The organism is Parabacteroides goldsteinii, from assembly GCF_020091425.1.
In the GTDB taxonomy this organism is placed as follows: Bacteria; Bacteroidota; Bacteroidia; order Bacteroidales; family Tannerellaceae; genus Parabacteroides; species Parabacteroides goldsteinii.
Genome location: NZ_CP081906.1, coordinates 6,641,740 through 6,668,510 on the forward strand (window position 1 = coordinate 6,641,740; position 26,771 = coordinate 6,668,510).

Here is a 26,771-nt window from a genome sequence, read left to right on the forward strand (position 1 = left end):
TCCGCTCTGGAAAGCGGTTATAGATGCCAAAAAGAAATAAAAGATGAAACATGGACAGATTTTATCATATAACTAACTGAAAATAAGATTACTAATATTTTCATTAGGCAACAAAAACAGAAACAATGGAACTTTTTTATTTGAACGAGCACACGTCTTGTTATAATTACTCAAAATCTATGCAGGAGGGATTCCGGTATTATAAATTTGACGAAGGATTGAACCACGAGGAGGAATTGGTAAAAGATTGTATCCTGTTCGTACTCAAGGGAAGTCTGCAATTCTCCTGCAACGGTTTTCAGTTCACTGTTTCATCAGGAGAGATGGTCTTTTTTTGCCGTGACAGCCTGTTTAACACCCAATCACTGGAAAAATGTGAAGTCGTGGCTGCCCTGTTCGAGGGGGGAGTATGGCCCTGTCAAAGGGCCTCCTTTTCAGAGTTATACCACCTGAGGGAAATTGTCGAATATCGTATGGAACCTCTTGAAATCAGGGATCGGTTATGCAAATTTCTTGAACTACTGGTGTGTTATCTGGAAGATGGAGCGAACTGTATCCATTTTCACGAAATAAAACTCAAGGAACTTTTCTGGAACATTCGCTTTTACTATTCCAGACAGGAACTTGCGAATTTTTTCTATATGATTATAGGCCGTTCGCAAGACTTCAAAAATAAGGTCTTGAACAATTACAAAAGTTGCAGGACCGTAAAAGAACTCGCATCGGCCTGTGATATCTCCCTTTCCGCCTTCAAAAGACAGTTTTCCGCGGAGTTTGGAGAGGCTCCAGCCGAATGGATGCAGAAACAGTTGTTGGGAGAAATCAAATACAAACTTTCAGTTACAGACCTGCCGTTGGGAACCATTGCCAATGAACTGGAGTTTTCCTCTCTTGCACACTTCTCCAGATTTTGCAAAAGATGTCTGGGATGTTCTCCCAGAGAGTTAAGACAGCAGATAAAAGGCGGTTAAACAATCTCTGAATGGGGGAGATAAGAAATTGATAAATAATAGAGCCAAAACGGAAACAGCCAACAAAATTATTGTCTTTAAATTTGCAGCGTAATCCAAATAAAAAAAGGATTACGCTATTTTTTAACACATACTGTAAGTTTTTTTTTGATTTTCCACTCTCTACGGGAGAGAGTGAAGAAACAGGAACAAATATACGTATATTGTGATAATATACTATAATTAAAGTGAAAAAAATATCTTAGATAATAGAATTTAACTAATGTAGAAAAATATTATTATTCCATTAAATCATCTGTTTACCCAACAGATGCCGGTCCAAAACGTAGATACCATAACATGTAAATCCCTCTCGTAGCCATCTTTCAATTGAAGACGGTATAAGATAAATTAGCTAAATAAGGTGTTCCTTTTTTTCCTGTATAATCCCGCCACGTGCACCAAGGCGGGATTTACAGAAACATCCGGGAATGGTAAAATTATCGGTGGTAAAAGCCTCTTTGGGAGTGGTTAACCGCCGTCCATCGTCCAGACGGGAACTGAAGAATTTGAGCTGATATCTTTCGCGGTCGGGCCCGGTCAATCATCCACCGCTAAAATGAAGTCAGCCACTTGATTATTAACCGCATCCAGTGCGGAATGATCCAGTTCTTTCAGATAGATTCGGGTCGTTTTTTCCGACGTATGCCCCAGACACTCACCAATAACATGAACCGAGGCACCGTTCACCTTGGCTATCGTGGCCCATGAATGGCGGGCCGCATGAAGTCTCAGCGGGAATTCCAAACCAATGACCCGGGAAATCTTTCCCAGGGAGTAACGAATCCTATGGTAGGCACTTCTATAACCAGCGTACGGATCCCGTTCTGCCGGAAACAACGGGAAGATGTATTCTCCCGGTACATTCTTGTATCTTTCCAGGATACGACTGATCTCCTTGTTTATACCTACCCGCATCAATTGATCGGTCTTGTGACGCCTGTAACAGATTTCACCCGGGAAAACATGCCTCTTTTTTAGCAATGCAATATCGACGAATGACATTCCACGCGTGTAAAAGCTGAACATGAAAATGTCCCGGGCAAGAGATAATGGGCTGTCCTTTTCCAGTTCAATTGCGGATAGTGTTTTAATCACAACCGGATCAAGGGAGCGTTTGAGAGTTTTTTCCGTTTTAATGCTTATATCGCGAAATGGGCAAGGAAGTTCCAGGCCCATCTCCCGACATCCCTTCCTGAAAAGAGCCTTGATATTATGCAGATAAAAACCAATGGTGTTATCGCATATACCCGAAGCGAGTAGTTTCCCCTGGTAGTCGGAAATGATCCGGGAAGAGAGTTTTATGAAAGGAAAATCCTTTTTTCCCAGGTACCTCTGCATGGAACGCAGGCTGGAGGCGTATGCCCGGGCTGTTCCCTCATGACCGCATTCACGAAGCTCTCGGATTTTCCGTGAAAAATAGAAATAAAAACCGGCTTCGCGGGTTAACACGCCGTAAGTCCTGAATACGTCCTCTATTTCGTATTCCCGGGATTTCTTCTCTATCATTGAAATACACTTTAACAGTACCCTTGAGATACTTTCGCACCTGTTGTTGATCCTCCGAATCGACTCCGGGGTGTTTTCCCCGCCGTCGATAACCCTCCCTTTTACGGGATCAAACAGGGTATCCGGGATGCTGAATCCTGTATAAACAACCTTTTTCCTTCGCTTGTGAAGAACCTGCACGACTAACGGGAATTTGCCGGACCGGTTGCTCCTTCCTTTTACCAATACTGTTTTAACTGTTGCCATAAGTTTTTTATTAGTTAGACATTTGACGCTTCCTTGTTTCCTGGAAAGGAAGCATAAACTTATATGCATCAAATCGGAAAAAGACCAAAAAAGTTCAGTAACCAAGCGGGAAAATTGCACGAAAGACGGGAAGTCGGTTCCAGACCCGTCGGTAAGGGAACGGTACGTCTTGTATGTATAGGATTTTTTTCAACTTGCCAAACATGAAAAATGGAACAGGGTGAGATGGTAAAGCATGTCCCAATACATCCCCAAGTAAACCACGGGGATTAAGCATAGCAGATGGGATTTTTCGCTGCACAAGACAAAAAAGGCGGCCCCACCTGCCGCCTGTAGATTGATAAAGAGAGAATTCCATCCTACGCAAGATTATCAAAGCCATATGGATCCAGCTTCCACATCCCCCGCCTGGTAGGTATAGGAGATGAACTCCTCAAGCGCCTCCTTCCATGTAAGACTGAAGGTTTTCATGATGGAGTGTAGCGTGCGGTTGCTGTCTTCATCCAGGCTATCCTCCCCGATCAGGTTCACATCTGCCTCCGGGTCCACATCAACAAACTCCTCGCGGCTCCAAAACACCACTACCGGGATGCTCAGGTTAATATCCCATGTTCCACGCTGGATCAATACCCCGGAGGGCTTGTAGAACGGGTCAAAGCCGTTTGTCTGCGGGTTCTTTTTAGAATTGTAGCCGTGATACAGGCGGAGTTTCAGGTCAAACTCCTTGCGGTCCTTCAGGAACCGGATAACTCCTTTTAATCCTACCGGGTTAGTGCCTCCCGTAATTTCCGCCTCGTTGTCATGTTTGGTCTTGTCCCAGGGCGTGGTATCCACATAGAGATAATCCACCAGTGCCTCCGGATCATTGTCGTCAGCTTCCGGTTTCCCGTCAAAGGTAGGTCTCACGTTCTCCGGGGTGAAGAAATGCTGGTGGATATTCTCCTGCCCGTTCTCCACGAACTGGCCGTTCATTAACTCTCCTTTGGAATTGTAGTAATAGATAAACATCAGGTAAACCGGGGCCGGGGTAAAGTTGTTTCCATTTTTATATTCGCCGTTTTTCTGAACGTAAAACTTGCCCTGGCTTCCTTCAGCAAGGGTCCATCCACTGCCGGTCTTCAGTTCATAAGTGATCTCCTGGACACGTTTCATATACCTGGCCGGGGATTCCGGATTTTGGTGGGGACCTCCGGCCTTCTGTATCTCGTTCCAGTCAGCGTGCAGGTGGCATTCAACGAGGCGGACGGTCATTTTTGCCGGGTCCTCATGCAGTTTGTTCTTCGTCTCGTCTTCTGGTATTACAGGATCCTTGCTGCAAGAGTTCAGCGACAGGACAAGGGACACTCCTATCAGAAGTGCCCACACGGTTTTACATGCAATTGTTCTCATTTTTCTTTTTATTTATTAGTGTTGATTATAGTTGTTATAAATTAAAAAATCCAGTTTACACCGCAACGCACATCACGTCCCATATCATGCGCATAGTAACGCGAGCGGTTGGTGTATTCCTTGTACTCACGATTCAGGAGGTTGTCTGCCGACAGCATGAACCGGACCTGGTGTCCCCGTTTCACGGGAAGTTCAAGAGCAGCGTCGAACCCGAGGAGATGGTACGCCGGGGGAGTATACGGGATAAGATCCGTGTCCGGATCAAACCGCCTCTGTTTTGCGGTGAAACGGTGCCTGATGTTCAGACGCAGCCTGAGATGCGATTTCGTCTCGTGTATCCACGCAAGTTCATGGCTGAAACGGAAGGAGGGAATATAAGGAAGATAATTACCCTTTGTCCGTTCGTTTGCCCGTATAAAGGAGACGACGGCATGGTAGTCCCATGAACCGCCCGGAGTGAAACGCAGGTCAAAGTCCATACCGCGGAAGAAAGCCGGGGTCTGCCTGTACTGGAAGACCGGGTATGCTCCCGAAATCACGGTGACTGTCTCTTTCTCCGGCCCGTCATAGATATAGCCGTCCACCCATTGCAGGTAACCGTCCAGACAGACGCTGAACATCCCGTCGCCGTAACGGAGGGAAGATATCCATTTGTAGCTTCTTTCCGAGTGCATCGCAGAGTCTCCCCTGACAAACATCCCAGACCCGAGCTCGTTCCCGTTGCTGTACAGTTCATACACGTGAGGGGCACGCCAAGCCAGACCGAAGTTGGAGGTGAGCCTCCAGCGTCTGGAAAGTTGATAGTGTCCTCCCAGGCTGTAGGACACGTTGTTAAACTTTCTTGTCCCGCCATAGGGGCCTCCCGTCCAGTCATAACCACTGGCACGGGTTTCCTGCATATCCAGGCGGAGGCCTGCTTCAACGCCTCCCCTGGCCAGGTGATATTTCCCGATTCCGTATATCCCTGCCTGTGTCTCCGTGTAGTTCGGGATAACGGGCACGAATCCGGTACCCGCGCGGCTGTGGTTCTCGATGAACATGACCTGACCTCCCGCCTCGACTTGCCAGGAGCGGTAATCCCGCTTCCAACGCAGAAGATGCTGGAATGAATTCAGGTGCAGGGAAACCGCCGGAATGTTAGAATCCAGCCGCCGGACACGGTTTTCCTGCCTATCGTCCTTCTGCCAGGTACTTTGCCAGTGAATACTTCCCCCCTTCTTCATGCCGAGCCGCATCCTGCCGAATGCGATCTGATGGGTGACCTCCTGGCAGGGAGCCCTGATACCACGGGAGAAGGGATCCGTGTGCAGGGGGCGACCAAGCCGGATACGTTCCGCCAGCAGGTCCTCGCTACCCATCTGGGCGCTGAGCATCACCCCTGTCCGGCTGTAGAAGCGGCTGTAGAAACCTTCCACTCTCAGACGTCCGCGGTCATAGCCCAGAGAGGCGGAAGCGTGATACTCTCTGGTTCCCGTGTTGTTCAGAAGATAGTGCGCAGTGGAACGGTCCCCGGAATTTGACCAGGTTCCCTGCAGACGCCAAGCGAAATCACCGGGAAAAGCACCTTCGAGCTGTCCGGTAGCCACGTAGCGACGCCCGTTACTTCCGTAAAGTGCGGAGATTCCCCCTTGAAGGGAGCGTTTTCTGAAAGGAAGCGGAGACTGCTCCATGACGATAATCCCTCCAAGGGCATCCGAACCGTATCTTACCGCATCGGAGCCCTTGATTACCGAAACAGAGGAGCTGCCGTTCATGTCCACTTCGGGAGCGTGGTCGGCTCCCCATTGCTGCCCAGTCTGGCGGGCACCGTTATGGATGATCAGTATCCGGTTCCCGTACATTCCTTGGATAACGGGTTTGGATACAGTGGTTCCCGTGCTGATGGAACTTACCCCGCTGACACGTTCGAGCAGGGTGGCAAGCGAGGTTCCCAGCGCGTTCCTGATCTCGGGAGATGAAAGGCGCCGGCTCACCACGTTGGGTGACGCCCCGGCACGTTCACCGGTCACGACCACTTCCCCGAGTTTTTGTATGTCCGGGGAGAGACATACGGTATGTATGCTGCTTTCTTTGAATACCTCGTTCAAAGGCACACGCCGGGAACCGTAACCCAGGCACTGCACGAGGACCGTATCCATGAAACACGTTCCATGACCGAAAACAATCATTCCACGGGGGGAGCTGACAAGTAACCGTTCCCTGGTCAGGATATAGGCCCCTTCAATGGGAAGCCCGCTTTCCTGGTCAATGACCAGCAGAGTATCGCGTGTACCCGTCGATTGCCGGTCAGCCTGTACCCGTGCTTCCATGGGAGAAGGGAGGGTACATAGGCAGACAACAAGCAGGCACACATACTGGAGATATGCATGAAATGTCATACTTGAAAAAATATAAACGGGTTATAATCTGTTAAGACAGGACATGAAAAGCCCCTGCACGCAATCACAGTGATGGCATGCGAATCCCTCAAGGGAGTTATGACAAACACACAGGGGGTGCACGGAGGAAATGCGGGAAAAGAATGACGATGACATCTGTTTCCCCGGAGATAAGATACCTTACAGGCCTGCCAGTCGGAATATAATCGTATATAAAAATCCCTGCCTCGACAAACGGGGAGAGCGTAAAGAGACAGATGGTACAATTTTCAGGAGAATCGTGACGGGAGTGTCCCTGTTCGTTATGGGATACGCACGAATGTTCCCCGTGAACATGAAAAGCTTTCACGAGGAAAAAGGGCATCAATGTCAGCAACAACATACATGCTATGACAGCCCGCTGTCTCTGTCTTTTTTTCGTATGATCCATTAGTTTGCAAAATTAACGGTTTTAATCATCACTCGCAATACCTACAAATAATGATTTGCAAGCATAAACACCATGTATATTTGTTACGGATACCAGACAGACCGTTTTATTCCTCCAACCAGTCGTCTGAGAGCCCGAAACTCCTGTCACGAAACAATTCAGCCAGACCTGAGATTTGTTTGAAACGGAGTAACTCGTTCTTGTCCATGCCTATGTTGCGCATGATCCAGCTGTCGGACATACCCGATTTTGACAGTTCCGCCACAATACCTGTCATAAGTTCCAGCGAGTGCATTCCCCTGGCCCTGTTATGACGGATAGTCGAGGCCATCCTGTTCGAGATGTCTTTGTTTATGACCGTTACAGGCAGCAATCCGTTCTCGCGCTTGTAAATCCTGACGGATGTTTTCATAACCAGATAGCGGTGGTAACCGTCAACCAGCTCGTAGATATCCTCTTCTTCCCGGTAATAACACACGAGGGGCATCGTGTAACCGTCTTCCCAGATGGACAGTTCCAACAGTTTCATCTCCGGGGGAGCAACGACATTCGGGTTATAGCTGTTGGCCACGATTTTCTCGACCGGCACGGCCTTGACGTTATACGCCGGACTTTTAAAACTTGACATGACAATCACAATTTATATCTTTTCAAAACTCTCTCTTTCATCTCCCTCTCCCGCTTGGTCTGCGTGAAACCCATATACTTGCAGGTATGATCGTTTTTCAGGATGCAGACGCACATTCGTTTGTAAGTGGGTATTTCACGAAATTCAGGGATATCTATCTCGTCTATATACTCCATGCGGACGGGCCTCTTGTCAGTCCGGTATGCCGTGCATTCTTCCACCGTGAACGGTACACCGGCCGCACGCAGCTTCCCGATCGTTTCCTCTCCCAGGCAGCCTCCTTTTTCCCTCCAGAATTTCTGGCTCACCCTCAGTTTCTCCAGGTAGTTCTCCCTTGTCGCCCGGGGAAGCGTGTCAAGGAGGAAGTACATGTACTCTTTCCACGTGAACCCGTCCGGACAACTGATGGAGCGCCAGCCCATCGCAACCGTGTTCCCGTACATTCCGGCGAAACTGACGCCGTTGACCCGGCTGACCATGCGTCCCCAGGTATCCGGATCAATAACTTTATAAAGATGCAGGGTCGAAACGGCCTGTGAGATAAACGGGCTGGCCATCCTCTGGCGGGACAAGGGAATCCCGGCCTGGTAATACAAGTCATACAAACGGTTATAATCCCAACCATACCGGGCATACCCCGTCCACACGTCCGTTGTCTTCCAGTCGTATATCGGGTAGGCGTTATAAGTGTAATATCCTACACGGTGAGTCCACTTGTAGTTGGCCAGCTTACGGTAATTCTTGTCGGAATGAATCGCCCGCCACCGGTTGAAGCTCTCCTGCGTACGGATCCCCACGAGGCAGCAAACACGCTTGCATCCCTTCTTACGACGTATCCAAGAAGGGAAAAGAGACTGGAAGTCGTAATCCCACAGGCTGTCGTTCCAGAAATCAAAATCTTTCACGGTAAGAGCGGTGCCCGGCATCTGGCGAACCCAGATATTCTGGTACCCCTCTTGCCAGGGACGCCAGTACTGCTGGTACATGGAAGTACATGTGGGTACCTTGAAGGGGACACAACAGTGGAACACTTCAAGGATATCCCGGTTGTTGGAAAACATCCTTTCCACGTACTCCGTGCTCTGGCGGTACTGCACCTCGTAATCCATGTGGAACACACCCAGTTTTCTACCGGGAGCATGCATGCGGATATAATCCATGCACAAATGGAGAAGGATGCCGCTATCCTTGCCTCCGGAAAAAGAGACATACACGTAATCAAAATAGTCAAAGATGATCTTCAATCTCCGGTTGGCGGCCTCGTGGACATCCATCCGGCGCATCATGCCCCACCTCCTTCATGATAACGCATCTTGACATACTTCTTCCACTCGACACAGGGGATAAAATTCTTCATTGAAAAGTCTTCCACGTGGCGTTCGTGTACAACGGCCACAAGGGAACCATCAGAAGAAAAATCATGGATAATACGGTCCAATAACATCTCTATTACAGAGGAGTTATCCCCGCTAATATAGTAGTTATCTATGCAATTGTTTGTCAAGGTCATTTTCACGGGCATGAATCCCAACACCCTTTGCTCATCCATGGCAATGTACCAGACATGGTTACGCGTCGTTTTGAAAGGGTAATTATTATTTTGCCGCAATACGGCCGGGTTCATTACCAAAGGGGCGACAAGGTCAAAAAGCCGACCGTCCAATCCTTGTAACTTCAGAATGTTCATGATTCCAATCCGTTATTACTAAAAATCGAATGTGTACCTATTATGCGTTTGTCCATGATTTCCGACATTATCATGCCGCAAGCACGTTACAAATGACTATCCGCAAACATGGATATCAATGGGGACGGGAATGATACCTCCTGAGTTTCCAAAAGGGAGAAAAACATAAGAATGAACAATAATGCCACGGGAACGATCTCCACACCCCATTCCCCTATCAGCTCAAAAGTCACGTGCAGGTCACATACTCTTCTTTCCGAAAACATATGACCGGAAAGGCAGGAGCAGAGAACACGGAAAAAACAATTCAAAATTTAGTACATGATATTAAAAAATTATACATTGAAAATCAGAGGAGCTACCCGCCAATCAACTGGTGATTGGCGGGTGCCCTCTGGCTTAAAATAAAAAATCACTTTACCAGATTCGGGTTTTTCTGGGAATCCATATCAGGATATGGAAGATACATCAGATTGTCACTCCATGTCCTGTTCGTATATTCTACAGACTCCTTTACTAGGATCCCGTCGGCGACTTCAACAGCCGTGTTCTCCGCTCTTTCCTTAAAGGTGTCTTTCAGTCTGTTCATACGGAACTGGTCCGCACGGCGTGTGACAAGGGCCACCCAGTAGCCTGCCACCTCCCAACCATGCTCCTTATAAGCCGCTTCGGCAAGGTCATCTGCAGAAAGTCCGGTGAGCGGTTCCAGTCCGGCACGCTCGCGGACATCATTCAGACACTTGAATGCCAACTCGTCCGTCTGCCCCGTCCTGGCCTTGGCCTCCGCATACCACAACAAAACCTCCGAATAACGAATGATTCTATGCCGATGGTCATTACACATGTTCTGACTGGCCGGTTTTGTATAATCATACGGGGCACTGGTATTCACTTTTGACGCAGGATCCCAGTTGACGGAGAATATACTGAACATGGGGTGATGTTCCGGAACGACAGGGGTACCGTCCTCCTTCAACTCCCACCAGTCAACCAACGTTCCGTCTTTCAGACGAATCTTGGGATCATAAGTCGCATCTTTTCTCGGACCGTCAGGAAACTCCTTCCAGAAACGAATTTCACCCCAGGCGTCTCCCCAACCGCCCAGCGATTCAAACTGGTTACATGAAGTAAGCTCCGAATCCTGTGCCCAATCCACGAACGGTGAATAGTTTATGCCGAGCACCGTCTCATTATTATAGTTATTGCTCATAGCATACACATCTTTGTACTCCTTATCGAGCTTATACTCGTATTCACCTCTGTTCACACCCTCAATGACCTCCTTCGCCTTTTCAGCAGCCTTTGCGTAATATTTCGTTTTGTTCATCGGCCAGCCGGCCATAGCCATATACACTGCTGCCAAAGTAGATTTGGCTGCCTGCCGGGTTACATACACATTCACTCCGTTCAGAAAGCGGGGGCTCCCACTGTAACCCGTAGGCAATACGGCCTCAGCTTCGGTCAGGTCCTGCACAATATGACCATACACTTCTTCCACTGGGGATAGAGGTTTGGTATAATCATCGTTGACATTGTCCAGATTCATCGGCAGCGGTCCCCAAAGTCGCACCAGAGTAAAATAAGCGTATGCCCTCCAGAATTTAGCCTGCCCGAGGGCGATATTTATCTCATCTTGAGTGGTAGGTGTTTTAGAGGCCCCCTGTATGATCAAATTGGCAGCCTTTACAATGGCATAATGCATGTTCCACGCATCTTTGACACCCTTGTTGTTGTTTGCTGCGGCAAACTTGTCCATTTCTGCGGCAGGCTGTTTGTTGCTCCCCGGATTGGTCGTTATATCATCCCCCTGCCACTGGGGCAGCTGCATGTTCGTATATACCTGTGAAAGATTGACTTTCTGGTAAAGGGCATATATGCTCATGTTCAATTCATCCTGGGTAGAGAAGAAGTTTTCCGGAGTGAGTTTTCCCCTGGGATCTTCCGTTAAGAAATCACTGCACGACATCAGTGAAAATGACAGGGCAACCATAGTGCCTGCTATTATTTTTATTTTCATAAGTTCTTCTATTTTAGATTTAAAAATTCATCCGGAGACCGAATGTGAATGTTCTTGGGGAAGGATAGGCTCCCATGTCAATACCCGCGTCAACGTCAACGCTGCTGTTCGAGAAGGTAGTACCGGCCGGATCCATCCCCTTGTACCCGGTTATTGTAAAAAGGTTCTGACAGCTGAAAGTAAGCCGCAAATCAGCGAATCCCGTTGTCTTTTTGGGGAAAGTGTATGAAAGACTGATATTCTCCAAACGAAGGAAGTCCGCGTTCTCCAGCCATTTGGTTGAAACCGGCTGCAGATTATTTCCACCTTCGGTCAGGCTCGGGTATGTTGCCGAAGAGCCAATCTTGTCGAATCCCTTCAGATAGGCGTCTGCCAGAGTTACAAAGCGGGAATTCCCTTCGGCCGAAGCCATAGTATATCTTACAAGATTCAAACGCTTGGCTCCGAAAGATCCGTTGAAGAACAGGTTCAGATCCCAGTTTTTATAAGACAGGGAGTTATTCCATCCCAGGGTGAAATCGGGATTGGCCTTGCCGATGACCTTGCGGTCGCCACCGTCTATCATCTGATTTCCATCTACATCCGTGTAAGTGTCATGTCCCTTTTCATCCAAGCCGGTCCATTCATATCCCCAAAAAGTACCGATGGCCTCACCCGGCTTGATAATGGTGGCATAATCAACCATACCGGCAGCCGGACTGGAGCCGTTGATGAAATCATTCTCACCACCGGAAAGGCGTTCCACGCGGTTCTTCAAATAAGTACCGTTCAAGGTGGAGGTCCATTGGAACCGGTCATTCTGCATAATCCGGGCGGTCACGCTCAAATCAATACCACGATTACTGATTTCGCCGTCATTCACCCAAAAAGAGTTACCGCCGACATATCCGGGGATACTTCTTTTAAGCAACGCATCTGTAGTACGCTTATAGAAATAGTCCACACTGAAATTCAGCCGCCTGTCGAACAGGGAGAACTCCAGGCCCAGGTCGAACTGCTTGGTCTTCTCCCACGTAAGCTCGGGAGTTGCTATGTCATTTGCCCAATAACCGGTAAAATTACTGTTGGTTCCAAAATTGTATGCAGTAGCACTCATAAGGCCCATGGTTGCGTAAGGACTGATGGCCTGGCTACCCACAATACCATAACTGGCGCGAAGTTTAATGTCCTGAACCGAGGAAACATCCTTCATGAAATCCTCATTGCTCAACGTCCAAGCTGCGGCAATAGAAGGAAAGTACCCCCATTTCTTTTTGGCAAAGCGAGAAGAACCGTCGGCACGAAATGTTCCGGTAAGCATATAACGATCCTTAAAATTGTACATGACACGGGCCACTCCCGACATCAGCGCCCATTGCTCGTAACCATTGTTTGCATCACGAGAGGAAGCCATACCCACATTCCACCAGCCCACACCCTCGGTCAGCAGGTTGTTACCGGTTATACCCATTGTCCTGGTTTCGGAGGAGGTCACCTCATATACGGCCGTGGCTGTCAGATGATGGTCGTTCCAAGAACCCGTATATGTCAGGTTGTTGGAACTCTGCAGCATCAGGCGGTAAGTGTCATTGTTGCCCATACCACTCTTGGTCCCCACTCGTTTGGAGCTGAAACTATAACTTTTCCCGTCATAATAGTCCACGCCATTGGTTGTGGTGAATGTCAGCCCCTTCATTATATCAAGGCGCAAATCAACACGTCCGTTGAAAACATTGGTCATTGTCTCTCCCGACTGCAACTTTAGGATACCGACCGGGTTGGAAGCTATGGAATTATAAGTATCGGTGTTATAGTTCCCGTTTTCGGCCATCATCGTCATGGTAGGCGAATAGTTCAAAGCAATCCAGATCGGATTATCCTTACCGGAGGCAAAAGATCCCCCGCGACGCACACCGTGGGAAGCATTGATGTCAGCCGTGATATGCAGCCAGTCGGTAAGCTGTGAGGAAAGATTCGCCTTCGCCTGATAACGCTCGTTCTTCGATTCAATGACCACACCTTCCTGGCTCATGTAGTTGGCGGAAATGTAATATTGGGTCTTCTCGCTACCATTGGAAAGAGCCAACTTGTAATTCTGGGTGATCCCCGTACGGAAAATCTCATCCTGCCAGTCGATGCCCGCCGTTCCGTTCTGATAGGATTGCATCTCTTCGTTTGAGAAATCAATACCTTTGACCTCCTTGAGCGCCAGAGTGTAATCGTATGCTCCAAGGATATCGTATCTCTTATATACATTGGAAACTCCCACTGATGCGTCGAACATAATTTCACGCACACCGGCCTTACCACTCTTGGTAGTGATCAGAACGACCCCGTTCGAACCCCTGGAACCGTATATGGCAGTGGACGATGCATCTTTGAGAACCTGCATCGAACGGATGTCCTCAGGATTGATACCGTCCAAACCGCTTTCGCGGACGATTCCGTCAACCACATACAAAGGGTCGTTGCTTTTGCTGATGGAGTTAGCACCGCGGATGCGGATTTTCACGCTTCCCCCGGGGACGCCGCTGTTCTCAACATGAACGCCACTGACACGCCCCTGAAGAGCGTCTGCAACCTGGGTTATAGGCTGGTCCTTGAAATTTTTGTTGTCCAGCACGGCTACGGAACCGGCCATATCCGCTTTTCTTACAGCACCATAGCCAATAACAACCACCTCGTCAAGGACTTCGGCATCTTCCTTCAAAACGATGTTTAACGGTTCACCTGTCCAGGCTATTTCCTGGCTCTGATAGCCGACATAAGAAACAACAATTATATCCCCTTTTTTTACGTTCCTAAGGGAAAAATCACCGTCAAGTCCCGTAATGCTGCCGTTTGTCGTCCCTTTGACAAGTACGGATGCGCCGATAATGCTTTCGCCATTGGCATCTTTGACAACTCCTTGACAGATATCACTCTGTTCGATAATTTGTCCCCTCAGGGAAGGGTAGTCAGGGAACGCATAAACCTGCATTCCACACAATAGCGAGAGCGACAGAATTGCTCCCGCTGTTTTTTGAAGTGTATTCATAAATTATTTAGTTAGGAAAAAAAGTTCGATAAGAAACATGTTCAGGCGTTATGCTCTTTTCAATACAAGTTCTGTATTCTACCCGGATCATATCTCCTTGGTTGAAACGCTGAAAGTTTCAATAAGGGTATTACCATCTGTTATATATTCTTTTTCCAAACGGTTAACCTCCTTGTCGTCAATGTAGCCTATTACTGTTATATGAAGCCGTTTACCCGCCTCCGAGATACTGGAAACCGAACCGGCACAGGTCATGAAAAACGCATTCCCATTTGTACGACAAGACATAGTTGCCGTCCTTATTTGGGCAGAATAGGAATCACCAATGTATTCTCCCTTGTCATTGTACAACTTGGCGGGACCACCCTTGTCAGCACCACCGATACTTACACTCACTTCAAATGAATCTGTGTCACCGGACTGTTGGATTACAATTTTATGAATTCCTGTCTGAAAATCAGATGCGTTTTCCGTTCGTTCATTGTCACATCCTACAAATATAAATCCGGCCAAGAGCAATACAACACTCCATAATGTGAATTTACTTTTCATATTTATATTTACAACAATAATTGATAAAAATAATATATCTATAAATCTTGCCAAGAAGAATATTAATCATCTAAGGCAAACAAATTATCTAATTTAACAACAATATATTTATTGAATATAATACGCAGCCCATTATTCATTGCGCAAAGAAAAAACAAGATAAAATATTATTGATTATCATTTTAGCCCTATAATTTATCAATATGGCCTAATAGTTTGGAATATACAAACAAAATATTATACAATAAGATAAATACATCAAATAAAAATACCTTAGATTTATATTACAAAGGAGATGATTATGGCAAATTTCTATGTTTCATGTAATGTGTCAAAGTATAATAAGAGAAATAGAGAGGAGCTGTAAGGTTATTTTAGGACAAGTCAGGGTGAGAAGTAAGAGAAAAACGACTTTTTCCAATCATTGGATGCGTAAATACCCCAATTTGATAAGGGATTATATACCAAAGGCTCCCAATCAATTATGGGTAAGCGACATTACTTATATATTGAGATGGCAGGGTGTTTTGCTTATCTAGCACTTGTAACAGATGCCTATTCTCATAAGATCGTTGGTTGGGAGCTTGCTCCATCACTTCGTGCTTGCAATGCTCTTGCTGCCTTGAAAATGGCTTTAAATAGTTTACCGGAAGGATATTCCGGGCTTATTCATCATTCAGACAGAGGAAGCCAATATTGCAGCGCCAGTTATGTTAATTTGCTAACGCAGCATAAGGTACAAATTAGCATGACGGAAAGTGGCGATCCACTTGAAAATGCAATAGCAGAAAGAATAAATGGCATTCTGAAAACAGAATGGATATACGATGTTAAGCTAAAATCATGGCAGGAAACTATTAACTTCATTAGTCGAATTATTGATTTATATAATAATCAAAGACCGCATCAGAGTATTAGTTATATGGTTCCTGCCTTGGTTCATCAAACAAATATTAAAACGGAACGCAAATGGAAGAATTATTATCGAAAGAGGAATGTACTTAATGAAGAAGTCTCTATCTTTGAGCCGAAGTGTAAAGGCACAGCAGGACTAAAACACTCAATTCCTGATAATGTCAAGCTCATATAGGACAAAGTAATATAATCTGTAAAGTTTTTCTAGGACAAGATAATGAGGTTGTGTCAAAACGCTGACACAGCCTTTTTTTTATGCGCAAAGCCCAGACTTTCTCAAGCCCGGGCTTTGTTATTACCCAAAGTTTTCGTATCTTTAGGTATAAAGTTTTTCGTTATGGCAAAGTTGCATTTTCGTCCTTACATTCCCAACCAAACCGTTCTTTTTCCACAAAGAATTGATGAAAACATAGCTGCGACCGACCCGGTCCGCATCGTGAATGCTGTTATTGACAATCTCAATCTTGAGAGTTTCAAGAAGCTTTATAAGGAAACGGGCCGTTGTCCTTATCATCCTAAAATGATGCTTAAGGTGATAATCTACGCCTACATGAATAATATCTATTCTTGCCGTAAAATAGAGAAGCACCTCCTTCGTGACATTCATTATATTTGGCTTGCCGGTAATGAGCATCCGGATTTTATCACGATCAACCGTTTTCGTAACCGTGTAAAGGAGGAAATAAATAATGTATTTACCCAGTTGGTTCTTGTCCTTGCCGATAAAGGTTTCATCAGCCTTGATGTGGAGTATATCGACGGCACCAAGATTGAATCCAAAGCCAACAAATATACTTTTGTCTGGCGCAAGACAGTCGAACGGAACCGTACGAGACTAATGGATAAAATCCGTATTCTCTTGGAGCAGGTGGATGAAGCCATTGCACAGGAGAACTCTATAAAAGACACATCCGTGGAGTTTACTCCCTGCATGCTCTCTGACATAGTGGATGAACTTAAAGAAGCCCTGGAACGCCAGCCTGCAACAAAGGATAAGGAAGAAAAGAAAGCCCTGCGCAAAAAGAAGAAGCAGGTCATGGAACTTGAAGGGTATCGTGACAAGCTGATAGAATACGATAATCACCTTGATACCCTTGGAGAACGTAACTCCTATTCCAAGACCGATCCTGGTGCCACATTCATGCGCATGAAAGAAGATGCCATGAAGAACGGGCAGACCAAACCCGGATATAATCTGCAAATAGGTACTGAAAACCAATTCATCACAGACTTCCGTCTGTTTCCCAACCCTACCGATACACTGACCCTCATACCTTTTTTCCACTCTTTCCAGTACCGCTATAACCGTTTACCGAATATCTGTGTGGCAGACTCCGGTTACGGTTCGGAAGAAAATTACCGGTTCATGCAGGAGAATGGGATAGAAGCCTTCATCAAGTACAATTACTTCCATAAAGAACAGCGTCCCCGTTATACTCCCAACCCGTTCCATGCCGAAAGTCTCCATTACAATGCCCAAGAGGATTATTACGTTTGTCCTATGGGACAGCACATGAACCGTATAGGAACCAAACGTGACAAGACAGCGAGCGGATACATCACCGAAAGTGCCCGGTATAAAGCAAAAAGATGCGAAGGTTGCCCTTTGCGTGGCAGTTGCTTTAAAGCTCGGGGGAACCGTATTATAGAAGTCAACCACCGATTAAATCAATACAAACGGCAGGCACGGGAAAGGTTGCTCTCAGAAGAAGGTATCAAGCATAGAGGCAGGAGGTGTATAGAACCAGAGGCTGTGTTTGGACAAATAAAATACAACATGGCATACAGAAGATTCCGGCATGTGGGAGAAGACAAGGTTACAATGGACTTTGCTTTCTTTGCTATAGCCTTTAATATCAAAAAAATGTGTGCTAAACTGATAAAAGAAGGAAAGGGGCTCATTACAGTTGCCAAATATATGTTTATGGGACTATTTATAACCCGATATAATTGGAATATAGCAACTTGTTGCCAAATGCATGAGGAAAAAGCAGCATAGCCAAAAGAAAATATAGCAGAACTGTAAAATATAAAAGAGGTTGTGCCAACGTTTTGACACAACCTCATTACATCCTAAAAATCAATGATTTACATTTTTAGTAACAAGAATAGGTGCAAATCCTTTTTTGCACTTATTCTGTTACTTACACTTTTCTTGTTTTTCCGTTTACACAGAAAACTAAAAATCTCCTGTTTTTTTCTTTTTCGGTTAAAATTAGTATATTTGTATCAGTTCTAAAAGTGAAGCAAAGCAATGCACTGAAATTAGCACCGCTACCAAATCGCTACCAATTACCAGGCTTATCGCTCTTTACGCTTTATCAATCAGCCGATTAAAAGAAAATCTTAGTTTTTACACAAAAAGTGAGGAGTAAAAATCTCTTTTCCAGTTATACTATTGTCAAGATAATAACATGGAAGAGAATTATAAACAATTTCAAAGAGTTACAGACCGATTAATTACTTATCTCCGCTTTCGTGATAATGAACGTAAGCAGGGTGAAGATGAAGTATGGGAAAAAATAGAGAAGGGACTTGTTTCAAAGAAAGTCTTTTCTTTGAAACGGCGTATTTATATGGGGATAACAGCTGTAGCTGCTGTGGTTATATTTTTATTTTTCCTTATTGAATATAAGCAACCCGGCAATTCTGATTCTTTGGACAAATACGTTGCATTACTGGAGGAGCCTGTTTTGGATAGCTCCCAGATTCAAGTCTATTTATCTTCTCAGGATAAAATAACTGTTGAAGAAAAGACTGCTTCGGTTACATATTCTTCTAAAGGAAGTGTTTTAATTAATGAAGAAAAACAAGAAGCTGACTCTTTAGATGTAGTAGAACAAGAGTATAACCAGATTGTGGTACCGAAGGGAAAATATACCCACCTGACTCTATCCGATGGTTCAACCGTGCATATTAATTCCGGGACGCGTGTGGTCTATCCTCGTGTGTTTTCGGGTAATCACCGCGAGATATATGTGGAGGGAGAAGTTTGTCTGAATGTGACAAAAAATGAGAAACTCCCGTTTGTTGTTAAAACGACTTCCTTTGATGTAGAGGTATTGGGCACAACATTTAATGTGAGTGCATATAAGAATGACCGGAATAATGAAGTCGTGCTGGTTAATGGTTCTGTCCGTTTATCCGACCGGAATAAAAATGAGATTGAATTGAAGCCGGATCAGTTAGCTGCTATTAATAATGGAAAAATAGGAGCGGTAAAAAAAGTCGAAGCGGTAGATTATATCGCCTGGACAGATGGATTGCTGATCCTCCAATCCGAACCTTTATCCAATGTATTTAAGAAGTTAGAACGTTTCTATGGAGTAACGATCGATGTATCTCCTGAGGCTAGCCAATTGAAAATGCGCGGTAAAGTCGATTTGAAACAGTCGTTGGACGATTTGATCATCCTGATTTCTTCTACAGCCCCGATTGTGTGGGCGAAGACAGATACGGGGTATTCCATTCATAAAAAAGAGCGATAGATGATATATTGTTTAACCTTAAATAAAATGATAAGCCTATGATATAAGAACACAGAAAATAAAAAATCCGGATAGTATTAGCGGTACTATCCGGAATCTCAGATTGAACCAATAGCATAAAGGTTAAATCCTTAAATCACAAAGATATGAATTATAATACATTTAAAATGAAGTGGATGATAAAAAAAATCAAAATCCTCTTCTTTGTTAATCTTTTTTTGACAATTTCGTTAAATCTTGATGCTGCTTCGATATCGAATTATGCTCAAGTAAAACAATTTACATTCCATTTTGAGAAAAGTAGAATACAAGACGTTTTTAATTATATAGAGCAAAATAGTGAGTTTGTATTCCTTTTTTACGAAAAAGTGTTGGACACGAATCGTAAAGTGAATGTTTCCGTAAAAGATGAATCCATAGAATCGGTGTTGAATAAGTTATTGAAGGATACTCCGGTGACATATGAGATTAAAGATCGGCAGGTTGTATTAAAAAAGAAAGAAGAGAGGCCTTTGCCTGTTTCTACATCGACTTCGCAGCAGCAAAAGAATGTGACGGGAAAGGTCATGGATGAGACAGGGGAACCGTTACCGGGGGTCGCTATTGTAGTTGAAGGTTCTCCACGTGGGGTAACAACGGATATTGACGGAACTTTTAGTATAGAAGTGAAGAATACCGATAAGCTGACATTCTCTTATTTGGGAATGGAACCTCAGACAATTCCGGTAGCAAGCAAGAAAGAATTGATCGTAACTCTGAAAGCAAAGGTGGATGAATTGGAAGAGGTAACGGTTGTTGCTTTTGCCAAACAGAAAAAAGAAAGTGTGATTGCCTCCGTTTCAACGATTAAACCTTCTGACCTGAAGGTCCCTTCCAGTAACTTGACGAATGCTTTTTCCGGGCGTATTGCAGGTATGATCTCTTATCAGCGTACGGGGGAACCTGGAGAAGATAATTCGGATTTCTTTATTCGTGGTGTGACGACTTTTGGTACCGGAAAGTCCAATCCATTGATCTTAATTGATGGAGTAGAGATGACTACAGAGGATCTGGCCCGTTTGACAACAGATGATATAGCCAGTTTTTCTATTATGAAAGATGCAAATGCAACCGCTCTTTACGGGGCTCGTGGTGCGAATGGTGTTATTCTTGTCAGTACCAAAGAAGGTAAAGAGGGAAAGGTCAGCATTTCCGTTCGTGCGGAAGGTTCGTTCTCTTCTCCGACTGAACAAGTGGGGATTGCTGATCCGGTCACTTATATGCGTATGCACAATGAAGCTGTGCGTACACGTGACCCGTTGGCTGCCTTACCTTATTCTACATCAAAAATAGTAAATACGGAAAAAGGATTAAATCCTCTCCAATATCCGGCTATCGATTGGCGTGATATGTTATTCAACAATCATACGTTCAATCAACGTTACAACATGAGTATTAGCGGCGGTGGTAAAATAGCCCGTTATTATGTAGCAGCAGCTTATAATAAGGACAATGGTATCATTAAGATGGATAAACGTAATAATTTTAATAATAATATCAGTATTAATAAGTATATATTGCGTTCGAATATTAATATAGACCTGACAAAATCGACTGAAATCGTTGTCCGTCTGCATGGGGCCTTTGATGATTATTCCGGTCCGTTAGACGGTGGATCGTCTTTATATAGTAAGGCCGTAAATGCCAGTCCTGTATTGTTCCAACCTTATTATCCGGCTGACGAATCAAATAAATATACTTCCCATATTCTTTTCGGTAATTATGGGGAAGGTAATTATTCGAATCCTTATGCCGATATGGTTAAAGGCTATCAGGAATATAGCCGTTCGACCATGTTAGCTCAATTTGAGGCAAAACAGAAACTGGATTTTATTACAGAAGGATTATCTGCAAGAGCATTGTTTAATGTGAACCGATATTCTAAACTGGGTAATTCAAATTCATATAAACCGTTTTATTATTCATATTCTGCCAATCCGGACAGTCCGGACTTATATAAATTGACAGCGTTGAATCCGGATGGCGGTACGGAATATCTGGAGTTTGCAACCGGGGCCCGGGAGGTAACCAGTACCTTGTATTTTGAAGGTGCGCTTGCTTATCAGAGAGAATTTAATGATAAGCATAATGTGTCCGGTATGTTAGTTTATACAATGCGCGATTATGTAGATAGTAATGCGGAGACATTGCAGTTGGCTCTTCCGCATCGTAATATAGGATTAGCCGGACGTTTTACCTATGGATACGATAGCCGTTATTTTGTGGAGGGTAACTTTGGCTATAATGGTTCTGAACGATTTGCTAAAAATGAACGCTTCGGATTTTTCCCTTCTATCGGTTTAGGTTGGATAGTATCCAATGAGTCTTTTATGAAACCTTATTCCGGGTGGTTGAGCAAATTGAAATTGAAGGCTACATACGGATTAGTCGGTAACGACCAGATCGGTGAGGATAAAGACCGTTTCTTTTATCTTTCCCAAGTAAATGCAAATGATTCGGGGAAAGGATTTACTTTCGGTGAATATTTTAATTATACCAGAAATGGTGTTTCTATATCCCGTTATGAAGACCCTTTTATTACCTGGGAAATAGGAAAGAAAATGAATTTGGGACTTGAGTTGAATTTGTGGAATAGTTTGGAGTTGCAGGTAGACTACTTTACAGAACATCGTTCGAATATTCTACAGGAACGTGCATATATTCCGACTACAATGGGATTGCAGGCTACTCCTCAGGCTAATGTCGGTAAGGCAAAAGGAGGAGGTATAGATATTTCTCTTGACTATAATCATTCTTTCTCAAAAAATTTATGGGCATCTATGCGTGGTAATTTCACTTATGCAAGTAGTGAATATGTGGAATATGAAGAACCCGATTACAGTGATACCCCCTGGTTGTCACGTAAAGGAAAGAAAATATCCCAGACATGGGGATTGGTTGCTGAACGTTTATTTCTGGATGAAGAAGAGGTCAAAAATTCACCAAGACAAACTTTTGGTGATTATGGTGCCGGTGATATCAAGTATAAGGATATTAATGGTGACCAGATTATTGATGACCGTGATATGGTACCTATCGGCTTCCCGAAAACTCCGGAGATAAATTATGGTTTCGGTCTTTCCGCGGGTTATAAAAGTTTTGATTTTTCTTGTTTCTTCCAGGGTTCGGCTCGTTCTTCTTTCTGGATTGATCCAGCAAAAACTGCTCCATTTGTAGGAAATACAGCTCCGAGGGCCTTGTTACAATATTATGCAGATGACCATTGGTCTGAAGATAATAAAAATATTTACGCTTTGTGGCCCAGGCTATCGGCTAGTCAGGTTAAAAATAATGAGCAAACCAGTACCTGGTTTATGCGGGATGGTGCATTCATTCGTTTAAAAACGGTAGAAGTAGGCTATTCTTTGCCTCAGAAATGGGTAAAAGCAATAAATCTGGCAAATGTGAGGCTTTATGTGACCGGCAACAATCTTTGTGTCTGGTCGAAATTTAAAATGTGGGATCCTGAGTTGGCTGGTAATGCTTTTAATTACCCGTTACAGCGTGTATTTAATTTTGGAGTCAATATTAACTTATAAATCAGAATATTATGAAATACTTTTCGAGATTGATCATAATTGCATTGACTTTTTTCTCTACCTCATGTGCAGATTATCTGGATATTGTGCCGGATGATATTGCAACGATAGAGAAATCGTTTAATAATAGGGCGGCAGCAGAACGTTTCTTCTTTACTTGTTACAGTTATCTTCCGAATCCGACGGATATTTGGAGTAGTACGGAGCTGATGACCGGAGATGAGATATGGTGGGATATTGATCAGCCTAACTGGGTTACTAATCCGGTAACTTATATTGCCAAGGGGAGCCAGAATGCCAATAACCCGTACCTGAATTATTGGGACGGCGAACAAAGTGGAAAGAAATTGTTTGTGGCAATACGCGACTGCAATATTTTTCTGGAAAATATTGACCGGGTACATGATATGGAGGATTATGAAAGAAACCGTTGGATTTCGGAAGTCAAATTTTTGAAAGCCTATTATCATTACTATTTAATGACTTTATACGGACCTGTTCCAATCATTGATGAGAACTTACCGGTTTCGGCTTCTCCGGAAGATGTTCGTGTATATCGGGAACCGGTGGATGATGTTGTGGAATATATTGTGAATTTGATAAATGAGGCTATCCCTGACCTTCCGCTTGAAATTGCTGATAAGACAAATGAAGCCGGACGTATCACGCAGCCTATAGCCGTTGCTATTAAAGCAAAAGCTTTAGTTTGGGCTGCCAGCCCGTTATTTAACGGTAATGCAGATTATATACATTTTGTAGATAATCAGGGACGGAAACTGATAGACACAGAATTTAAAGTGGAGAAATGGCAACGTGCGGCGACAGCACTAAAAAATGCGATAGATACTTGTGAGCTGGCAGGACATCAATTGTATACTTTTAGACCGACCACTTCTATATCTGATACAACTGCATTAAAGTTGACACTTCGTTCTGCATTTTCTGAAAAATGGAATAAAGAGGTTGTTTGGGGATCGACACATGATGTGGGTGCTTTACAAAAATATTGTATGCCTCACCTGGTCGTAAACAATCTGGGGAACGGAACAAATGAAATTTGTGCCACTCTGAAGATTGCAGAACAGTTTTATACTGAAAACGGTATTCCTATCGACGAGGATCCTTCATGGGACTACGAAAACAGATACGATACGCAAAAGGTTACGGATAAGGATAAGTTTTATCTGGAACCGGGTGAGGTGACAGCCAAGCTTCATTTTAACCGAGAACCTCGTTTTTATGCGACCTTGGGATTTGACAGATCTGTTTTTGAAGGTGCCGGTAAAATTGCGGATAATGATAAATGGTATCTGCATGCTCGTAAGAGTGAAATATCCGGGTTCAGAAGTACGGGTGAACATATTCCGACCGGTTATTTTATTAAGAAGTTGATCAATTATGAAACAACTGCAGGGACGGCTTCCAATACTTATAACGGAGTTCGTTATTCATTTCCGCTAGTTCGTATGTCCGATCTCTATCTTTTATATGCCGAGGCTTTGAATGAAGCAAACTCTACTCCTGTGGCGGACGTTTATGGATATATTGATAAAGTTCGGGAGCGTGCCGGATTAAAAGGTGTTGTTGAATCCTGGAAGAAATCTAAACTGGCTAATAAACCGAATACACAGGAAGGAATGAGAGAGATCATTCATCAGGAACGTCTGAATGAACTGGCTTGTGAAGGGGTTCGAGCCGGTGATTTGCGCCGTTGGAAAGAAGCCATGGATTATTTGAATCAACCGGTCAGAGGCTGGAATTATCAAGGAGAAACAGTCGACTCTTATTATACGGTGGTTACTTATGCTAACCGTATATTTAAGACTAAAGATTATCTATGGCCAATTAAAACAAATTCTATAACAATTAATTCGAATCTGGTACAGAATCCTGGCTGGGAGTAATATCTAGAAATAATAAAAGAGAACGTTATGAAACAGTTAATATATTCATTTTTCTTATTGGTATTGATCTCATGTGCAGAAGATCATATCGGACAAACTCCAACGGATGGTACAGCCCCATCAACGATCACGGCAGTGGAGGTAGAAAGTACACCCGGTGGGGCTAAGATATCGTATACAATACCTAAAGAAACCGATATCTCATATGTGAAGGGTGTTTATTATGTTAATAACCGGGAACATGTGGTGAGGTCTTCGATTTATAAAAACAGTTTGGAAATTGAAGGTTTGGGAACGACGGACCCATTAGATGTCACATTATATGTCGTTGATCATAGTGAGAATGTTTCTGAACCGTTCGTGGTGACCATCAACCCGTCAACGCCGATAGTCGATCTTATATTGAGCTCTGTAAAATTGCAGGCAGACTTTGGAGGTGTCAATGCTACCTGGGACAATGAATTAGGCTCTGAGATAGGTTTAACTATAATGGCGACAAACAGTAAAGGTGAATTGGAAGATGGGGAAACATATTATTCGAATATGAAAGAAGGTGATTATTCCTTTAGAGGTTATGATGATATCAAACGAGTGTTTGCCTTATATCTGACTGATAAGTGGGGAAATGTTTCTGATACCATTAAACAGGAGGTTTCTCCGTATTATGAAATGCAGTTGGATAAGAGTAAGCATAAACGACTTCTTTTACCGAAAGATCGTAACACCAATTATAGTGCAGGTATGACATTCGAAAAAATGTTTGATAATAGTCTTTCTACTATGTGGCATACGACAGAGAAAGATGGAACTATACCAATCTATTTTACAGTGGATTTAGGTGTCGATGCAAAATTGAGTCGTTTTAAGCTGTATCATCGTGACGGCACGTCCTGGTTCTATAAACATTACAACCCTAAAACATTCGAAGTATGGGCTACCGATGCTTATAAAGAAGGAATGGATGATGAGTATTGGACGGAAGAGTGGAAAAAGGACTGGGTACAAGTTGGTGATTATGTTACTTTGAAACCTTCCGGAGACGGAACTGTCACTAATGAAGATGCGGAGTATGCTTCTAAGGGATTCGAGTATTCTGCACCTTTGGACCTGAAAAAAGTACGTTATCTGCGTTTTGTTGTGAAAAGTACATGGTCGGGAGCTGCCTATTTGCATATTGCAGAATTGACTTTCTGGGGTAATGATCAATAAACTATTAAAATGAAAATCAGAATGAAAAATATAATAAAAAACATTGTAGGGTTTATTTGTATCATCATAGGATTAAGCAGTTGTGAAAATATCAATGATGTACATGAGGAGTATCTGAAATGGGGAGAAGAAATCTATACTGGCGTTGTAGATTCATTGGAGGCCTATCCCGGAAATGGGCGTATTAAATTTACCTGGATGATCAATGCGGATCCTCGTATTACTAAAACAGTAATTTACTGGAATGACGGGGGAGATTCTGCTGTTGTAGAAGTGAATCGTACTCAACCAGGTGTTATGCGGATGGAAACAAATTTGAATCTGCCTGAGAATAGCTATATTTTTAAATTTGTGACAAAAGATGACGAAGGGCATAAATCGTTAAATGTAGAAAAAACAGCAGATATTTACGGTTCCAAATATGTTTCGACTTTGCGAAACAGGGAAATACGAACAGTAGTAGCTCAGGAAGGTAATAGCGTTAAGTTGACCTGGAGTTCAATAGAGAGCGAGACTTTATTGTATACCATGATCATTTATACAGATAATACTGATCCGTCTAATCCTAAAATGGTTGAGGAGAAAGTGGAGAATGATACATCGGAGACTGTTCTCTCAAACTTGAAAGCAGGAGATGGATTTACTGTGGTGTCTGTTTATCAACCATTTGGCTCTCTGGATACCTTTGAAGCGAGTGCAACGGTTTATCATGTCCCGATTGCGGAATAGTAACTGAAAGATGATTATGAACTGATGGTATGCAGATAATACGTTCGAGAGGTGTTATTTTGCATACCATTAGTATGTTCGGAGAT

Annotated in this window: 18 protein-coding genes; 8 read left to right on the top strand and 10 right to left on the bottom strand. The window is 43.9% G+C overall.

Going from position 1 to position 26,771, the window contains the following annotated elements; genetic code table 11:
• Nucleotides 1-125: 125 nt before the first annotated feature.
• Nucleotides 126-971 carry an AraC family transcriptional regulator gene (locus tag K6V26_RS27265; RefSeq protein WP_005805222.1) on the top strand — a complete coding sequence of 282 codons (846 nt, stop codon included), beginning with the start codon at nt 126-128 and terminating at the stop codon, nt 969-971.
• A gap of 579 nt (nt 972-1,550) precedes the next feature.
• Here K6V26_RS27265 and K6V26_RS27270 read toward each other — a convergent pair.
• The 10 genes from K6V26_RS27270 to K6V26_RS27310 all read right to left on the bottom strand — a co-directional run bounded on the left by K6V26_RS27270 (nt 1,551) and on the right by K6V26_RS27310 (nt 14,862).
• Complete coding sequence (locus K6V26_RS27270; protein ID WP_007485338.1) at nt 1,551-2,765, bottom strand: tyrosine-type recombinase/integrase; 1,215 nt, start codon at nt 2,763-2,765, stop codon at nt 1,551-1,553.
• Between the two features lie 372 nt (nt 2,766-3,137).
• Entirely contained in the window at nt 3,138-4,154 is a 1,017-nt protein-coding gene (locus K6V26_RS27275; protein WP_007485339.1) for a hypothetical protein, read from the bottom strand.
• 41 nt (nt 4,155-4,195) lie between these two features.
• Entirely contained in the window at nt 4,196-6,532 is a 2,337-nt protein-coding gene (locus K6V26_RS27280) for a TonB-dependent receptor (protein ID WP_009040579.1), read from the bottom strand.
• A 97-nt stretch (nt 6,533-6,629) separates the two neighbouring features.
• Complete coding sequence (locus K6V26_RS28670) at nt 6,630-6,962, bottom strand: hypothetical protein (protein WP_009040580.1); 333 nt, start codon at nt 6,960-6,962, stop codon at nt 6,630-6,632.
• A 106-nt stretch (nt 6,963-7,068) separates the two neighbouring features.
• Nucleotides 7,069-7,590 carry an IbrB-like domain-containing protein gene (locus K6V26_RS27285; RefSeq protein ID WP_005798034.1) on the bottom strand — a complete coding sequence of 174 codons (522 nt, stop codon included), beginning with the start codon at nt 7,588-7,590 and terminating at the stop codon, nt 7,069-7,071.
• Between the two features lie 5 nt (nt 7,591-7,595).
• On the bottom strand, nt 7,596-8,876 hold the full coding sequence (locus tag K6V26_RS27290; protein WP_009040581.1) for a DUF3440 domain-containing protein: 1,281 nt from the start codon (nt 8,874-8,876) through the stop codon (nt 7,596-7,598).
• Nucleotides 8,873-9,277, bottom strand: coding sequence for a hypothetical protein (locus tag K6V26_RS27295; RefSeq protein ID WP_005805232.1), 405 nt, complete (start codon nt 9,275-9,277; stop codon nt 8,873-8,875). Before K6V26_RS27295 ends, K6V26_RS27290 begins: the two co-directional genes overlap by 4 nt.
• A 412-nt stretch (nt 9,278-9,689) precedes the next feature.
• Nucleotides 9,690-11,294, bottom strand: coding sequence for a RagB/SusD family nutrient uptake outer membrane protein (locus K6V26_RS27300; RefSeq protein ID WP_009040583.1), 1,605 nt, complete (start codon nt 11,292-11,294; stop codon nt 9,690-9,692).
• 19 nt (nt 11,295-11,313) lie between these two features.
• Nucleotides 11,314-14,310 carry a SusC/RagA family TonB-linked outer membrane protein gene (locus tag K6V26_RS27305; RefSeq protein WP_009040584.1) on the bottom strand — a complete coding sequence of 999 codons (2,997 nt, stop codon included), beginning with the start codon at nt 14,308-14,310 and terminating at the stop codon, nt 11,314-11,316.
• Nucleotides 14,311-14,397: 87 nt separating this feature from the next.
• Nucleotides 14,398-14,862: a beta-barrel fold lipoprotein gene (locus tag K6V26_RS27310; protein ID WP_009040585.1), complete on the bottom strand. Its 465-nt coding sequence runs from the start codon at nt 14,860-14,862 to the stop codon at nt 14,398-14,400.
• Nucleotides 14,863-15,346: 484 nt separating this feature from the next.
• On the opposite strand from K6V26_RS27310, the gene K6V26_RS27315 reads away from it, so the two are divergent.
• The 7 genes from K6V26_RS27315 to K6V26_RS27345 all read left to right on the top strand — a co-directional run bounded on the left by K6V26_RS27315 (nt 15,347) and on the right by K6V26_RS27345 (nt 26,685).
• On the top strand, nt 15,347-15,952 hold the full coding sequence (locus K6V26_RS27315) for an integrase core domain-containing protein (RefSeq protein ID WP_009291525.1): 606 nt from the start codon (nt 15,347-15,349) through the stop codon (nt 15,950-15,952).
• A gap of 162 nt (nt 15,953-16,114) precedes the next feature.
• On the top strand, nt 16,115-17,776 hold the full coding sequence (locus K6V26_RS27320; protein ID WP_149959086.1) for an IS1182-like element ISBf3 family transposase: 1,662 nt from the start codon (nt 16,115-16,117) through the stop codon (nt 17,774-17,776).
• A 415-nt stretch (nt 17,777-18,191) separates the two neighbouring features.
• Complete coding sequence (locus K6V26_RS27325) at nt 18,192-19,265, top strand: FecR family protein (protein ID WP_224264339.1); 1,074 nt, start codon at nt 18,192-18,194, stop codon at nt 19,263-19,265.
• Nucleotides 19,266-19,411: 146 nt separating this feature from the next.
• Nucleotides 19,412-22,843: a TonB-dependent receptor gene (locus tag K6V26_RS27330; RefSeq protein ID WP_224264340.1), complete on the top strand. Its 3,432-nt coding sequence runs from the start codon at nt 19,412-19,414 to the stop codon at nt 22,841-22,843.
• Between the two features lie 11 nt (nt 22,844-22,854).
• Entirely contained in the window at nt 22,855-24,747 is a 1,893-nt protein-coding gene (locus tag K6V26_RS27335; RefSeq protein ID WP_224264341.1) for a RagB/SusD family nutrient uptake outer membrane protein, read from the top strand.
• Between the two features lie 27 nt (nt 24,748-24,774).
• Entirely contained in the window at nt 24,775-25,956 is a 1,182-nt protein-coding gene (locus K6V26_RS27340) for a DUF5000 domain-containing lipoprotein (RefSeq protein WP_224264342.1), read from the top strand.
• A 21-nt stretch (nt 25,957-25,977) separates the two neighbouring features.
• Entirely contained in the window at nt 25,978-26,685 is a 708-nt protein-coding gene (locus tag K6V26_RS27345) for a DUF4998 domain-containing protein (protein WP_224264343.1), read from the top strand.
• Nucleotides 26,686-26,771 lie beyond the last annotated feature (86 nt).

What these genes read in the sequence shown, in the direction of transcription:
- K6V26_RS27265 (WP_005805222.1), top strand. Translation starts at nt 126, where the DNA reads ATGGAACTTTTTTATTTGAACGAGCACACGTCTTGTTATAATTACTCA.
- K6V26_RS27270 (WP_007485338.1), bottom strand. Translation starts at nt 2,765, where the DNA reads ATGGCAACAGTTAAAACAGTATTGGTAAAAGGAAGGAGCAACCGGTCC.
- K6V26_RS27275 (WP_007485339.1), bottom strand. Translation starts at nt 4,154, where the DNA reads ATGAGAACAATTGCATGTAAAACCGTGTGGGCACTTCTGATAGGAGTG.
- K6V26_RS27280 (WP_009040579.1), bottom strand. Translation starts at nt 6,532, where the DNA reads ATGACATTTCATGCATATCTCCAGTATGTGTGCCTGCTTGTTGTCTGC.
- K6V26_RS28670 (WP_009040580.1), bottom strand. Translation starts at nt 6,962, where the DNA reads ATGGATCATACGAAAAAAAGACAGAGACAGCGGGCTGTCATAGCATGT.
- K6V26_RS27285 (WP_005798034.1), bottom strand. Translation starts at nt 7,590, where the DNA reads ATGTCAAGTTTTAAAAGTCCGGCGTATAACGTCAAGGCCGTGCCGGTC.
- K6V26_RS27290 (WP_009040581.1), bottom strand. Translation starts at nt 8,876, where the DNA reads ATGATGCGCCGGATGGATGTCCACGAGGCCGCCAACCGGAGATTGAAG.
- K6V26_RS27295 (WP_005805232.1), bottom strand. Translation starts at nt 9,277, where the DNA reads ATGAACATTCTGAAGTTACAAGGATTGGACGGTCGGCTTTTTGACCTT.
- K6V26_RS27300 (WP_009040583.1), bottom strand. Translation starts at nt 11,294, where the DNA reads ATGAAAATAAAAATAATAGCAGGCACTATGGTTGCCCTGTCATTTTCA.
- K6V26_RS27305 (WP_009040584.1), bottom strand. Translation starts at nt 14,310, where the DNA reads ATGAATACACTTCAAAAAACAGCGGGAGCAATTCTGTCGCTCTCGCTA.
- K6V26_RS27310 (WP_009040585.1), bottom strand. Translation starts at nt 14,862, where the DNA reads ATGAAAAGTAAATTCACATTATGGAGTGTTGTATTGCTCTTGGCCGGA.
- K6V26_RS27315 (WP_009291525.1), top strand. Translation starts at nt 15,347, where the DNA reads ATGGGTAAGCGACATTACTTATATATTGAGATGGCAGGGTGTTTTGCT.
- K6V26_RS27320 (WP_149959086.1), top strand. Translation starts at nt 16,115, where the DNA reads ATGGCAAAGTTGCATTTTCGTCCTTACATTCCCAACCAAACCGTTCTT.
- K6V26_RS27325 (WP_224264339.1), top strand. Translation starts at nt 18,192, where the DNA reads ATGGAAGAGAATTATAAACAATTTCAAAGAGTTACAGACCGATTAATT.
- K6V26_RS27330 (WP_224264340.1), top strand. Translation starts at nt 19,412, where the DNA reads ATGAATTATAATACATTTAAAATGAAGTGGATGATAAAAAAAATCAAA.
- K6V26_RS27335 (WP_224264341.1), top strand. Translation starts at nt 22,855, where the DNA reads ATGAAATACTTTTCGAGATTGATCATAATTGCATTGACTTTTTTCTCT.
- K6V26_RS27340 (WP_224264342.1), top strand. Translation starts at nt 24,775, where the DNA reads ATGAAACAGTTAATATATTCATTTTTCTTATTGGTATTGATCTCATGT.
- K6V26_RS27345 (WP_224264343.1), top strand. Translation starts at nt 25,978, where the DNA reads ATGAAAAATATAATAAAAAACATTGTAGGGTTTATTTGTATCATCATA.